Source organism: Leptodesmis sp., assembly GCF_052746595.1.
Window position 1 is genome coordinate 16,664 of record NZ_JBRAGO010000045.1, and the last position, 12,363, is coordinate 29,026.

At 49.9% G+C, this 12,363-nt stretch carries 15 protein-coding genes; 8 read left to right on the forward strand and 7 right to left on the reverse strand.

The window, feature by feature from the left end; translation table 11 throughout:
• Nucleotides 1–62 precede the first annotated feature (62 nt).
• From ACUVQO_RS11590 to ACUVQO_RS11605, 4 genes are all read left to right on the forward strand, one after another.
• On the forward strand, nt 63–389 hold the full coding sequence (locus tag ACUVQO_RS11590) for a hypothetical protein (RefSeq protein WP_445926031.1): 327 nt from the start codon (nt 63–65) through the stop codon (nt 387–389).
• Between the two features lie 161 nt (nt 390–550).
• Nucleotides 551–1,402: an SWIM zinc finger family protein gene (locus tag ACUVQO_RS11595; RefSeq protein ID WP_445926032.1), complete on the forward strand. Its 852-nt coding sequence runs from the start codon at nt 551–553 to the stop codon at nt 1,400–1,402.
• A gap of 121 nt (nt 1,403–1,523) precedes the next feature.
• The gene (locus ACUVQO_RS11600; protein WP_445926033.1) at nt 1,524–1,670 is read left to right on the forward strand and encodes a hypothetical protein; all 147 of its coding nucleotides are present in this window, start codon (nt 1,524–1,526) and stop codon (nt 1,668–1,670) included.
• A gap of 264 nt (nt 1,671–1,934) precedes the next feature.
• Nucleotides 1,935–2,885, forward strand: coding sequence for a response regulator (locus ACUVQO_RS11605; RefSeq protein WP_445926034.1), 951 nt, complete (start codon nt 1,935–1,937; stop codon nt 2,883–2,885).
• Nucleotides 2,886–2,950: 65 nt separating this feature from the next.
• On the opposite strand, the gene ACUVQO_RS11610 is transcribed toward ACUVQO_RS11605, so the two are convergent.
• Entirely contained in the window at nt 2,951–3,301 is a 351-nt protein-coding gene (locus ACUVQO_RS11610) for a phenylpyruvate tautomerase MIF-related protein (RefSeq protein WP_445926035.1), read from the reverse strand.
• A gap of 106 nt (nt 3,302–3,407) precedes the next feature.
• Here ACUVQO_RS11610 and ACUVQO_RS11615 point away from each other — a divergent pair, with 106 nt between their 5' ends.
• Nucleotides 3,408–4,100, forward strand: a complete 693-nt coding sequence (locus ACUVQO_RS11615; protein ID WP_445926036.1) for an alpha/beta fold hydrolase — start codon at nt 3,408–3,410, stop codon at nt 4,098–4,100.
• Here the strand turns inward: ACUVQO_RS11615 and ACUVQO_RS11620 are convergent.
• Nucleotides 4,071–5,429 carry an amidohydrolase family protein gene (locus tag ACUVQO_RS11620; RefSeq protein WP_445926037.1) on the reverse strand — a complete coding sequence of 453 codons (1,359 nt, stop codon included), beginning with the start codon at nt 5,427–5,429 and terminating at the stop codon, nt 4,071–4,073. The genes ACUVQO_RS11615 and ACUVQO_RS11620 overlap by 30 nt on opposite strands.
• A 14-nt stretch (nt 5,430–5,443) precedes the next feature.
• The gene (locus tag ACUVQO_RS11625; protein ID WP_445926038.1) at nt 5,444–6,679 is read right to left on the reverse strand and encodes an amidohydrolase family protein; all 1,236 of its coding nucleotides are present in this window, start codon (nt 6,677–6,679) and stop codon (nt 5,444–5,446) included.
• A gap of 435 nt (nt 6,680–7,114) precedes the next feature.
• On the opposite strand from ACUVQO_RS11625, the gene ACUVQO_RS11630 reads away from it, so the two are divergent.
• Together ACUVQO_RS11630 and ACUVQO_RS11635 are read left to right on the forward strand one after the other, a co-directional pair.
• Nucleotides 7,115–7,645, forward strand: a complete 531-nt coding sequence (locus ACUVQO_RS11630) for a pentapeptide repeat-containing protein (RefSeq protein WP_445926039.1) — start codon at nt 7,115–7,117, stop codon at nt 7,643–7,645.
• Between the two features lie 109 nt (nt 7,646–7,754).
• Nucleotides 7,755–7,907: a hypothetical protein gene (locus ACUVQO_RS11635; RefSeq protein ID WP_445926040.1), complete on the forward strand. Its 153-nt coding sequence runs from the start codon at nt 7,755–7,757 to the stop codon at nt 7,905–7,907.
• A 104-nt stretch (nt 7,908–8,011) separates the two neighbouring features.
• On the opposite strand, the gene purU is transcribed toward ACUVQO_RS11635, so the two are convergent.
• The 4 genes from purU to ACUVQO_RS11655 all read right to left on the reverse strand — a co-directional run bounded on the left by purU (nt 8,012) and on the right by ACUVQO_RS11655 (nt 11,157).
• A complete protein-coding gene (gene purU / locus ACUVQO_RS11640) occupies nt 8,012–8,866 on the reverse strand; it encodes a formyltetrahydrofolate deformylase (protein ID WP_445926041.1) in 855 nt (284 codons plus the stop codon).
• A 153-nt stretch (nt 8,867–9,019) separates the two neighbouring features.
• Nucleotides 9,020–9,643, reverse strand: a complete 624-nt coding sequence (locus ACUVQO_RS11645) for a 4Fe-4S single cluster domain-containing protein (RefSeq protein ID WP_445926042.1) — start codon at nt 9,641–9,643, stop codon at nt 9,020–9,022.
• 79 nt (nt 9,644–9,722) lie between these two features.
• Nucleotides 9,723–10,523, reverse strand: coding sequence for a radical SAM protein (locus tag ACUVQO_RS11650; protein ID WP_445926043.1), 801 nt, complete (start codon nt 10,521–10,523; stop codon nt 9,723–9,725).
• 97 nt (nt 10,524–10,620) lie between these two features.
• Nucleotides 10,621–11,157, reverse strand: coding sequence for a hypothetical protein (locus ACUVQO_RS11655; protein ID WP_445926044.1), 537 nt, complete (start codon nt 11,155–11,157; stop codon nt 10,621–10,623).
• Between the two features lie 196 nt (nt 11,158–11,353).
• Here ACUVQO_RS11655 and ACUVQO_RS11660 point away from each other — a divergent pair.
• Nucleotides 11,354–12,363 (forward strand): PAS domain-containing protein (locus tag ACUVQO_RS11660; RefSeq protein ID WP_445926045.1); only part of this gene is annotated, 1,010 nt, incomplete at its 3' end.

The window sequence follows — 12,363 nt, forward strand, 5'->3', positions numbered from 1 at the left end:
AATGAGCAACATTTACAGAATTGTGGCTGATGGGGACATTTAGGTTTTTATGAGAGGTAATCATGATTTGGCGCTACATTTTGGCATGGCTTCCGATGGTGGCGATCGCAATCCTCAACGGCATTTTGCGAGAACAGACTTACGGAAAAACTTTGAGTGAATCCCGCGCCCATCAACTGTCAACCATTACAGGCATTGTGCTGCTGGGAACATATATCTGGATTGTTACCAGTCTTTTGGGATTTAAGTCGTTCATCCAGGCTGTGATTGTGGGTTGCCTATGGTTAGGACTGACGATCGCCTTTGAATTTCTCTTTGGTCACTTTGTCGTCAAACATTCCTGGACAGATTTGCTGGCCGATTACAACCTGCTAGCTGGAAGGCTCTAGCCACTGGTGCTGATTTGGGTGGCGATCGCCCCTGTTTTGTTCTACCGTTTCCTGAATCGCCCCTGACACCCTTTAACCCCCGCTTGACACAGATGCCATTAATCGCACTCTACTCCTATTCCTAATTCCCGATTTCTGTTCCCTATTCTCTCCTCGTTCCTATGACCGACTCTTACCCACAACCAAGCCGCGAATGGTGGGCACAGCGCTGGATTGATGTGCTGGAGTCCTTTGGCTGGATACGCCGGTTGGCCCGTGCCCGTGTCTATGCCCGTGAGGGAAATGTCCTGAGTATTGAATTTAAAGGTCCCAAAGTATTTGCCAGAGTGCAGGGGACAGCACCGGAACCTTATAAAGTTACCCTATCCCTGGATCCCTTTACAGATGAGCAGTGGCAGTATGTGATTGAGTCAATGTCGCAACGAGCTATCTTCTCAGCCAAGCTCCTGGCAGGAGAAATGCCCCAGAACATTGAAGAAGTGTTTACCGCCAATGGCCTGAGCCTGTTTCCCTTCACCAAATTTGATATTCATAGCCGCTGTTCCTGCCCTGATCCGGCCAACCCCTGTAAGCATATTGGAGCCGTGTATTACCTGCTGGGCGATCGCTTCAGTGAAGATCCCTTCGTCCTGTTTCAACTGCGTGGTCGCACTAAAGAGCAGGTGATCGAAGCCCTCCGGCGAACCCGTGGCTCTGGAGGCAACGCAGAAGTTGGCAATCAGGAGTCAAACGTCCCCATTCCCCATCCCCCATCCCCTATCCCCCTCACTCTCGACCGCTTCTGGGACTACCCGGATCAACTCGAACCCTCCCTCGTCGTCATTGCCCCTTCCCCCAGTAGTGAGACTGTACTGGATGTTTTAGGCCCGATTCCTCTGAAGGTTCCAGGTCAGGATGCCGCAGTTGCCCAAACTTCTGCCCAGGCGATCGCCGACTATCTCAAAACTATTTACCCCAATGTCAGCCAGCAAGCAGTTTTATCAGGAATGAGTACTGGCGATCCAGAAGCCTGAGATAGGAGTACTCAAATTCCCAATAAAACTGTGTAAGAAATCCTTCGTTAGGATATCAATCCTTCTGTAATGATCTGTAACAATAGAGGAGAACACTGACGCAGTAAGAGTTTCTTGCACTATGACAACTATGGACGATCGCAAAAAACGCATTATGGAACATGTGGCCCGCAGCACAGGGGAATTTCTCAAACGCCCCACAATTAGCAGCAGCACCAACGATCGCAAACAGCAAATTATGGATCACGTTCGCCGAACGAAAGGTTAAGTAAGGGGTGCATGGGAGAGAAGCGAGTGCAACTCTCATGCTTGGGGATATTCGTTCAACCTTTAGCTGAGAGGCTTAAGCAGAGCTGGCTCTCCCAAACTCTTCTCTAGCTTTTGCCAGTTCGCCGGCAGTTGATTCAGTCATTCTCTTTAGACGATTTTATTAGTCCTTGTGTTAGAAATGGGTGTCTCCTGGCAACACTAACACTAAGTTTTACTAGACCCCGCTAAAAGTGCCCTTAGGCCTTGCTGGAGATTTGCACCTATGACTTACACAATTCCTGAACTAGATACCATTACCCGCCAGTTGATGAGCCTAGAGCGGACGAAGAAAGCAAAAATGCTGGTGGTAGACGATGAGCCAGACAATCTAGATTTGCTATACCGCACTTTTCGTCGGGATTTCCAGGTACTGAAAGCAGAAAGTGGCGTACAAGCTCTGGAGGTACTGGCCGCAGAAGGAGAAGTCGCCGTCATTATTTCTGACCAGCGGATGCCAGAAATGAAAGGCACCGAGTTTCTCAGTCGCACTGTGCCGAAGTTTCCTGATACGGTGCGGATTATTTTGACTGGCTTTACCGATGTGGAAGATCTGGTGGAAGCCATTAACTCTGGGCAGGTTTACAAGTACATTACCAAGCCCTGGAATCCGGATGAATTAAAGGCCGTAGTACAACGAGCCGCCGAAACTTATGAGCTGTTGAAGCAGCGGACCGAAGAATTGCAACGATCGCAGGCCCAAATGGCTCTCCTCTCCGCTATTGTGCAGACGACGCAGCAATCTCACAGCCTGGAGGATTGTATGGAGCCGATCGCCACAGCTTTTTGCAAAACGTTCCATGCAGATGGATGTATCCTGCAAATCGTTAAGCATAATGCGCTGGCTTTGCCTCAAGGAATTTACAGCGCTGAGGGAGTGATCACCAACTGGTTAGCTGAGGATTCGCTGACCAAAGACGCGATCGCCACACAAAAAATGCAAGTTTCCGTCAATATTCCGGCAGACTCTAACCTCGCCTCCGCTGCTCACTACACCACCTCTGGCACTCAGGCTCACCTCATTGTTCCGGTCATCTATCGCCATCAGGTTCTGGCCGTTCTTTCCCTGCAATGGAAACAACCCTGCACCCTGCGCGAGGATGAGTTAGTCCTGCTCCATCTTTCCGCTCAACAGGTTGCCTTAGCACTGACCTGTATTCGCACTTGCGATTCTTAATCGAGCTGGTACAAATCGAGGAACCTGAAATTCGCGATCGCCCCCTGGGGAAGTTTGATGGAAACTTAGAACGTTGAACCATTCCATCCCCACATGGAACCTTTAGCATCTGCAAACTCGATGTAAATCCGGTTCTCTGGCACTGCGATTGCCTGATTAATGGTCTGACAAAAATCCTGGCTCATTGCCTTGGTCTGGGCAGGACTCATACTGCCCACACTTTTCACCTCAACGTAGCAAACCGGATCCAGAGTGCCACCAAAGGTCATGGGTACCCCTGCTTCAAAGGCCGTCATCACATAGGATTCTGGTTTGCCAGTATGTTTTGCCAAGCGAGCCGAAAGTGTTTTTAGTAAACTTTCGACTTGGGACGGCTCTGGCTTAGCAACCGATGTTTGGACTTTGATCAATGGCATATTTCGTCTTGTGCCTCACGCTGCGTGCTATTTTTCAGGCAATTCTTAAAGAAAAGTAGCACAGAACACCCTGGAACGGTATTCTTAAGAACACTAATTCCAAAGCGTGGTGACAGACCAGGGTGGAATCGTGGCTAAGGATGAAAATTGGATTAAGGCGGGATCGTGGGAGTGGTTTTATCGGGAAGCTGAACCTGTTGGGACAGCCCGATCGCCTGTTGTCTTACTTCACGGCCTGGTATCTCAAAGCTATGGCTATCGTCATGTCCTGCCTGCTCTAGCGGAATACGGTTTTCGGGCGATTGCGCCAGACTGGTTGGGTCACGGTTTTTCCGAGCAACCCGATCGCCGGGATTTTCCCTATACCCCGGATGCCTTCATTCAGGCTTTCGGGGATTTTTTGCAAGCTCTGGAAATTACTCAGTGTTCCCTGGTCGTACAGGGCTTTCTGGGAACTGTTGGCTTGCAATATGCCCTGCGTCACCCCGATCAGATTGACCGCATTACTATTCTCAATGCCCCTGTGACAGTTTCGTCCCGTTTACCGAGGAAGATCGGGCAACTGGGCTGGCCCATGATTGGGGATGTGATGAGGCAAGACCCACTTTTAGTAGACCAAACTCTGGAAGGGGGGCGGTTATCGGGTAGAAGACCAGGATTTAGATATTTATCGTCGGCCTTTCTTGAGGAGTTCAGATGCAGGCCGGGCACTCCTAACCTTTCTACGCCGACAGCCACTTTAACTCGGTTATTACGAGGTATTAGGGGTTTATTGGCTGACAACAGGTATCAGGGTTGACTTGAATGCCTGTCGTCGCTTGAGTAGTGCCAGAGTTTGCCGCTGCACCGATTCCAGGATGATGGACTCTTCCACTCGTGTGCTGCGTCCGGCCTGGATCACCATTTCTCCATCCACAAACACGGTATGCACGTTCGATCCTTTGGCTGCATAGACCAGATTCCAGAGAATGTTGGTATCTCCGTCTTCCCACACGATCGGCATTAAGTTGGGTTGCCACAAATCCAGCAGCACCATATTAGCTTTCTTGCCCGCTTCCAGGGAGCCAATCTCGTGATCCAGTCCTAATAGCTTTGCGCCCTCAATGGTAGCCATCCGCAGGGCGTCGATTGCCGGAAGGGCGGCGGCATCATAGCGGCTGACTTTTTGTAAGAGGGAGGCCATTTTCATGGCCTCAAACAGATCCAGGCTGTTGTTGGAAATGGGGCCGTCGGTGCCCAGTCCCACGGTAATTCCGACCTGCTGCATTTCCAGTATGGGAGCGATGCCGCCTGCGAGTTTGGCGTTACTGGTGGGACAGTGAGCAACTGAAGTACCTGTATCCGCCAGCAGCTTAATTTCATCCGCGTTTAACCAGACGCAATGGGCGATCGCGGTATCTGGCCCCAAAATTCCATATTCGTTGAATAATTCGATCGGGCGTTTGCCGAAGTGTTGAATCACGGCTCCCACTTCTTCCCGTTGTTCGCTGCTGTGGGTATGAATCCGAACCCCATAATGGTTGGCGCAGTCTCTGGCTTTGGCAAAGGCGGCAGGAGAACAGTAAAACAAATGCTCTAAACCAAACCAGACCCGCACACGCCCATTTTGGGATTCATGGTGTGTTTGGATCAGCTTGAGATTGGTTTCCGGTGTTTCAAAGAAATCTTTTCCGGGCTGATCAGCGACGTAAGGCACTAAATTTACCCGCAGTCCCAGAACGGCTGCTGCTTCGGCACAGCGATACAGATAGCGGTACATATCCATGACACAGGTGGTTCCCGCTTTGAGGGCTTCCAGGTAACAGAGGATGGCGGCATAATAGGCATCTTCCTCGGTTAAAGCCCGATGCTCTAACTGGTAACGGGGTAACCACTCCAGAAGCTGCAGGTTCTCGGTAACTCCGCGTAGCAAGCTGGAGTGGGAATGCACGTCAATCAATCCTGGAATGACGGCCATCTGGCCCTGACAATCGATCGTATGGGTGACATCTGCCGGAAGCACGATGGACTCAGCCGAGCCAACGGCCTCAATCCGGTCATTCCGCAGCACAATGACACCATTGGGATGCAGGGTGTTGTTTTTATCAACGGTGAACACAACTGCATTACGAATGACCGTACAACCCATGATGGTTCCTTAACTTATACCAGTGCTGGTGTATGAGACTCGCCCAAAGCCGACTGGGTTTCCGGGTCAAAAGGCGATCGCTCAATTTTAAGGTATTCTCCGCTACGACAGACCCCCCGTACTTTTAAGACTTGTTCAGAGGGAATTTCGTGTCCTGAAGTTTTGGCAATTGCATCCGCAGCATCGGCCCATTCAAAAATGGTGAAATCTGCAATCTGTCCAGGTTTGAAGCCACCCAACTCGCCCGATTTGCCGATCGCCGCTGCTGGATTATTCGTTACCCGCTCAACCACCTCACTCAGGGATAGTCCCAGGTTGACAAATTGGGTCATTACGGTAGCCAGACTTCTGAGGTGGGAGACGTTTGTGCGGTTCAATCCCGTGGACAACAAATTGGGACGCACGCCCTGAGCGATCGCAGCTTTAGCAGTTGCCCATGACCAGTCACCCTGGCTATGGCCGATATCCAGCAATACCCCGCGATCGATCGCTTCCCGCGCCTGGGGAATCAACTCTCCAGCCTCATTAAATAAACCCTGATGGACCAGGAAACAATGGCTGACAATATCGCCTGCCCGGAGTTGGGGTAATAGTTCGTAGGGTGGAATTCTTTCGCCATGGAACGAGGTTCCCAAATGCACCATCAGCGGTAGGGAAAAGCGATCGGCCAGGGTACGAGCGGCATCCAGAACGGGTGATCGCGCTTCACCTACGCGCCGCACGGGATCGGCTTTAAAGCCCACAATGATGTCTCGATTGGCTTCTACAACGGCAGCGGCCCGATCAATGTCCTGATTCTGGGGATGTGCTACCAGATCGAGCTTATGGGCGATCGCATCTGAGGTGGCGATATACAGTAGCGAGGGATCCATAAAGGCGTAAACCCGCGTTTTCACGGGTTCGATTGCAGTGTGGCGAAACGCATCAAAAGTGAGAATGCCAGAGGTGCCTGCATCCGCGATCGTCGTGACTCCAGAGCGAATGCCGACATCATCCGCCGGTAAACAAAAATCTCCGATCGTGTCAAAAATGTGGGTGTGCAAATCAATCCAACCAGGTGAGAGAAAGGCTCCTTCGAGATCAATAATCTGGGTATCCCATTGAGGTACCAGAATCGGCACAATTTTGCCGATTGCCAGTTCATCTTGCAGAATCCCAACAATTTTGCCGTTTTCAATCAGGACATCACCACGCCCTTCCACCCCTTGCATAGGATCCAGCAGGTGAGCATTCTTGAAGATTGTTGCCATACCCGTTCATCTTTCTTAACACGCTTCCAGCATACCGCTTTTGTGATCAGATGCAAGATTGATCCTGCTGAGCATAATGTCAAGAAATCTTGATCATTTCCTTAAGAAATCCTTGCTCACGCTGAAAATAGAGGAATATAAACTTACTTCAGTTCAACAATATGGTGGAAACTTCTAACTATTCGCTAACGATCGAAATTTAGCTGCATTGGTCTACTGGTCGAGTTCTGTTTTGGAGCTAAACACTCTTAGCCGAATGGTTGTTGAAAGTTGAACATACTTTTTTGCAGATTACTTAAAGATTTAGTCTGAAAAACTGGCCTGCAAACAATGAGGAGTGGTGTGCGGGAGTTGCCTACTGTGCAGGCGCTCGTAGTGCTATGGCCAGAAACACTGCTTAAATATTTCTCACCTGTTAGGAGGGAAGGACGGTATATGAATACGAACAAACTCCTGGAACGCTACACAGCAGGAGAACGGGACTTTGGAGAAGTCTGTTTGCACAAAGCAAACTTGAGAGGGCTTGATCTAAGCGGGGCCAAGCTGAGTCGGGCTGATTTAAGCGGAGCCGACCTCAGTGGAGCCAATCTGAGCCGGATTGACTTAAGCAATGCCAATCTCACTAATGCAGACTTAAGCGGAGCCGACCTGAGTGGGGCAAATTTGAGTGACATTAACCTGATTGGTGCGGATCTGATCAATGCCAGTCTGGTAGGGGCGAATCTGAGTTGTGCTGACTTACGCTGTGCCAACTTAAGTGGAGCAGATCTACGGGGTGCGGATCTGGCGGATGCAGATATCAGTGGCGCAAATCTCAGTGGCGCCAACCTCGATCGCTGCCGTCTCACCGGAGTTGATCTGAGTGAAGCAGGGTTGTCAGCCATTGAGTTACCTCAGATCGGCGCATGTGAAATGACCACAACCAGAATTTCTCACCGCTGGATTACCTGGGGCAGCAGTTGTTGAGCGTCATCAATAGTCATTCGTCTTTGGTGATTTGTCCTTGATATCAAGGCTAGTAACCAAATGACGAATGGCCAATCGCTCGTTTTTTCATTTTCTAGGAGGCTCTTTTATGAAACCTATGATCTGGCCTCCAGAGGAAAAAGATGCAAAGGTAAACCAGTACCTCGATCAGATGAATCGTGCTCCCTACGGTCTGATCTTTTTATTGGGATTTGGGCTGTTTTGTCTGTTGACTGTGGTAATTTTGCTGGCTAGTTTTTGACGTGAAGGGCAGTCAAGACAAAAAACAAGTCCAGAGATCTGGGATAAAGAGAGAGTGCGATGACGGGATAACGAGTAAGGGGATGTCGATTGAGATAATCCATACTATTCAAAAACAACCGTTCGATTACCATAAACCAGGACTCGATTTTGCAAATGTAATCGCACTGCTCTGGCTAATACTACACGCTCCAAGTCTTTACCTTTACGGATCAGATCATCTACGCTATCTCGATGACTGACCCGCACCACATCTTGCTCAATAATTGGGCCTTCATCCAAATCGGCGGTGGCATAGTGAGCCGTTGCCCCAATGATCTTGACTCCCCGTTCGTAGGCCCGATGATAGGGATTGGCTCCCGCAAAAGCAGGAAGAAAGGAATGATGAATATTGATGACGGTGGGGAAGTTAGCAATGAACTCAGAACTTAAGATCTGCATATATTTGGCTAATACAACCAGATCAATCTGATAATGCTGCAAAAGTTGTAACTGTTTCGCTTCTTGAGTTGCTTTGGTGTCTTTTGTAATGGGAAGGTAATGATAATCAATATTGAACTGATTTGCGATTGGCCTTAAATCTTCATGATTACTCAGAATTAAAGGAATATCGGCATGAAACTCGCCCGATCGCTGTCGCCAGATTAGATCAAACAAACAGTGATCTTGCTTGCTTACCCAGATGGCAATGCGGGGAGTCGCATCCGAAAAGTGCAGTTTCCAGTGAGCCTGGAGGGGTTGAGCGATCGCATTAAACGCTGGCCCAATAATTTCGCGGGGTAGATTAAAGCCCTCCAATTGCCATTCAATGCGAGTCAAAAATAATCCCGCCGAAAAGTCAGTATGCTGGTCGGCATGAATAATATTGCCACCATTGGAGTAAATGAAGTTGGCGATTTTGGCAACCAGACCTTTTTGGTCAGGGCAGGAGATCAAGAGAGTGGCTGTAGGACTGGTCATAGGCAAGGAATTTTTCACCTCGATAGACTATCGAGAGTCCTCCGGAATGTCAATGAAGGCAAGCCGTTGAGGATTTGCTGATGGGCTGTGCAATAAAAAACGGCTCGACGTTAGCCGCAGCCGCTCATCAAGGGAACGTACAATCGCACAGTCTCAATCCAGTCCCATCTGACCACGATAGCCCGTAAAAATGCGGCGACCATCTTTGAGGATGTGGATTTCCAGTTGATCGCTGGCCCAGGTAATCCGATCTTTAAACGCTGGATTGAAGATATGAACTCGCTGATTGCGGGAAGACACGGGACAATCAGGCGAGTGAATGGCTAAAGATTCTACGTATGGCCCATCAATCAAAATATCCAGCTGTTCCAGAAGTTCTTGCGCCCCTGCTGGAGCATAGTCATCCTGTAGTTGTTCCAGCGTAAAGCCGCTAAATGACATCACATTCAGCCCTGCTGCTTTCACCTGACGAGCCAGTGCTGCCAATGCCGGAGCTTGCCAGAATGGTTCTCCCCCCGAAAAGGTTACCCCTTCGTTGTTGGGATTGCTGACAATGCGTTCTGCCAATGCATCCACCGCAACCAATTCATTAATTTCAAAACTCCAGGAATCTGGATTGAAGCATCCGGGGCATTCCCGCAAGCAACCCTGCACCCAAACTACCGCTCGACTACCGGGGCCATTGACCTCAGATTCATCCACATAGCCCATGATGTTCAGGTAGCCTGCCGGAATTTCCAGTAGTGAGAGATAGGGGTTGGTTTTGATGTTTGACATGATGGATATTCCTAAAGGGGTGAAGGGGAATTTTTAACTTAAAACTCAAAACTTAAAACTCAAAACTCAAAACTTAAAACTATTCACCAATGGCTACTTTCACGGCAATGCCTGTTTCTCGCTGAATACGATCGCCGAATGCCTGCAAGATAGGACCGCTCACACGCTTGAGCTGGCGGATAGCATAGGGGCGATCGCTGGTACTGTGGTTGCCCCTGGCATCGAGTTGGTGAGCAAGCGGTCGGGGACGGGTAGGGGTATTAAGTTGAATTTCATCCGGAGCCAGATCCTGCATTTGGTCGATGTACGTCTGTTGGTCAGCTTCATTCCAGGGAGCCAGCAGCATGGTTTGAATTGCAAGCTGCCCAGAGTACTGTTGCCGAAAAGCTTTTAAGCCCTGCCATTGGGTCGTCAGATCAATCCCGGCAACGGGACGGTTCACTCGGCCCAGCACCTCATCTGTAACTGCATCCATTTTAACGGCCACCTGATCGGCGATTGCCAGTTCTGCCCGTACCTCTGCATGGTTCAACAACGTGCCATTGGTCAGTACACCAACAGGTTTCCCGGTCAAAGATTTAGTCAACGCCAGAATCTCACCCAAGTTGAGCGCCAGGGTTGGTTCGCCACTGCCGCTTAACGTGATCACATCCACATCCCAGGGCTGAAAGGCGGATAAATCCTGAAGAATTTGAGTGGTGGAAATGAAGACCTGGCGATCGCGGCTTTTGTGCTCAATCTCACCCAATTGACAGTAAACGCAATCGAAGGAACAGGTAGACACAGGGCCGATCGGATCAATGCCCAGCGATCGCCCATAGCGCCAGGATTGAACAGGTCCATAGACGGAACAAAACGATGACAGAGTAGCACTGGTCATAGGCATCTCCTACAAGCGAGGGGCATCTCTGGTGAGCGAGCCTGGAAAAAATCCGTCTGGGCTTTTCTCAAAGAATGTCCAGGATGCTATTTCAACCTTATCGCATGGATCTGGTGGGTAGCTCACTTACGTCATCTATTTTGATGTTTTGGTTAGCAATCAGAGTTCTAAACTCTTTCATCAGTTGGCTTTGCTCTTGGTATAAGACCTCCAGACGAGCCAGAATTTCGACCAGTTGAGTCTGCGGTGTAGGGGATGGTGGCACAGGCGGTTGCATCGGTTTCACCAGTGCCACTTTCTGCAACGGACGGGTGATCCAGACCCAGAACCAGAGGCTGAGTTTTAAGGGCACTTGCAGGATCGTGATCCAGATGCGCTCTGTGAGTTGGGCGATCGCTCGTACCAATCCCCAAAACAGCAGCAACAGCAATACCCCCAGCACGAGCGTTGGGATGGGATGATGCACCATCCAGGCAACTACCGGATGCGTTCCTAACCAGTTCTGAAATGAGGCAAAAACTGTATTTTGTAATCCTTCTACTACCCCATTGGCCAACTGATTCGTTGCTCCGGTTAATGTTCCTTTCACACTTTGCAAACCCTGGGTTACCGTTTCTAAGCTCATGGTATTCACTGCTACAGTTTCCTAATCATTGCCCTGCGATGAGAATAGCGAATCACAGGAGCGATCGTCCCAGTATCGCAGTCTGTTTGTCCGGTTAAGATCTTCAGTAACTGCTCTTCCCACATTTCCTGTGTACTGAGGAGAGACTATCTTCTATTCAGATGATCTGATGATGCTGTGCAGCTTGTACTCGATCTCAACCCCATTGTTGACCGTCTTCCTGGTGCTGGGTAGCCTGCTGCTCGGAGGGGGAGGATTCTTGCTAGGGGCGATCGGCCCCTGGCACAGGCCGCGCTCCATCCAACAGCGCGAGGAACGTCTCCGTTTAGCGTTAGATGCTATCGGCATAGGCGTTTGGCAAGTTGATTTACGAACTGGAGAACAAATCTGGTTGCAGCAGTCAGAAGCCATTTGGGGATTTGCTCCAGGGATGTTTGACAGCACTATGGAGAGCTGTTTGAGCCGCATTCATCCTAACGATCAAGACTATGTGCAACAAGCCTATCAAGATGCGTGGCAAACGGGGCAGTATCAGGTGGAGTATCGCATTGTTTTACCTGATCAGTCCATCCGCTGGCTATCTAATCGTGCGCAGGTATTCTACGACGCAGCCGGACAGCCTACGTGCATGATTGGCATTGCGCTGGATGTCACCGATCGCAAACAAGCCGAAATTAACCTGCAAGAACAACAGGCACAGTTGAATTTGGCTCTGGAAGCAGCGAATATGGGAATCTGGGAAGGAAACCTGATCACAGGGGCAGAAATTCTCTCGCCCGGGGCCGAAGCCCTGCTAGGATTCGCTCCAGGCACTTTTGATGGTAAACGAGAAACGTTCCTCAGTCGAATTCATCCAGACGATGTAAAACAGGTGCAACAAGCTAGCAAAGTAGCCCTGCAGACGGGTATTCTACGAGATGAGTACCGGATTGTGCTGCCGGATCAAACCATTCGCTGGATCAATTGTTTAGGCAAGGTCTTTTACGACGAAGCAGGCGATCCTCTTCGTATTGTTGGAGTGGGTCTGGACATCACGGAGCGTAAACGCACCGAAGCGGCCCTGCAGCAACAATTACAGCGGGAGCAGTCCCTCAATCGTGTGTTCCAGGCAATTCGCCAATCCTTGACCTGCAAGTCATTTTTGCCACCGCCACTGTCGAAACCGCACAGTTATTGCCCGGTCTTACCTGTTCTGTGGTGCAGTATTTACCTACT

Excerpts from the sequence above, each read along its gene's own strand:
- ACUVQO_RS11590 (WP_445926031.1), top strand. The coding sequence starts at position 63 with ATGATTTGGCGCTACATTTTGGCATGGCTTCCGATGGTGGCGATCGCA.
- ACUVQO_RS11620 (WP_445926037.1), bottom strand. The coding sequence starts at position 5,429 with ATGGGTTGTACGGTCATTCGTAATGCAGTTGTGTTCACCGTTGATAAA.
- ACUVQO_RS11605 (WP_445926034.1), top strand. The coding sequence starts at position 1,935 with ATGACTTACACAATTCCTGAACTAGATACCATTACCCGCCAGTTGATG.
- ACUVQO_RS11600 (WP_445926033.1), top strand. The coding sequence starts at position 1,524 with ATGACAACTATGGACGATCGCAAAAAACGCATTATGGAACATGTGGCC.
- ACUVQO_RS11595 (WP_445926032.1), top strand. The coding sequence starts at position 551 with ATGACCGACTCTTACCCACAACCAAGCCGCGAATGGTGGGCACAGCGC.
- ACUVQO_RS11610 (WP_445926035.1), bottom strand. The coding sequence starts at position 3,301 with ATGCCATTGATCAAAGTCCAAACATCGGTTGCTAAGCCAGAGCCGTCC.
- purU (WP_445926041.1), bottom strand. The coding sequence starts at position 8,866 with ATGACCAGTCCTACAGCCACTCTCTTGATCTCCTGCCCTGACCAAAAA.
- ACUVQO_RS11650 (WP_445926043.1), bottom strand. The coding sequence starts at position 10,523 with ATGACCAGTGCTACTCTGTCATCGTTTTGTTCCGTCTATGGACCTGTT.
- ACUVQO_RS11630 (WP_445926039.1), top strand. The coding sequence starts at position 7,115 with ATGAATACGAACAAACTCCTGGAACGCTACACAGCAGGAGAACGGGAC.
- ACUVQO_RS11625 (WP_445926038.1), bottom strand. The coding sequence starts at position 6,679 with ATGGCAACAATCTTCAAGAATGCTCACCTGCTGGATCCTATGCAAGGG.
- ACUVQO_RS11645 (WP_445926042.1), bottom strand. The coding sequence starts at position 9,643 with ATGTCAAACATCAAAACCAACCCCTATCTCTCACTACTGGAAATTCCG.
- ACUVQO_RS11635 (WP_445926040.1), top strand. The coding sequence starts at position 7,755 with ATGAAACCTATGATCTGGCCTCCAGAGGAAAAAGATGCAAAGGTAAAC.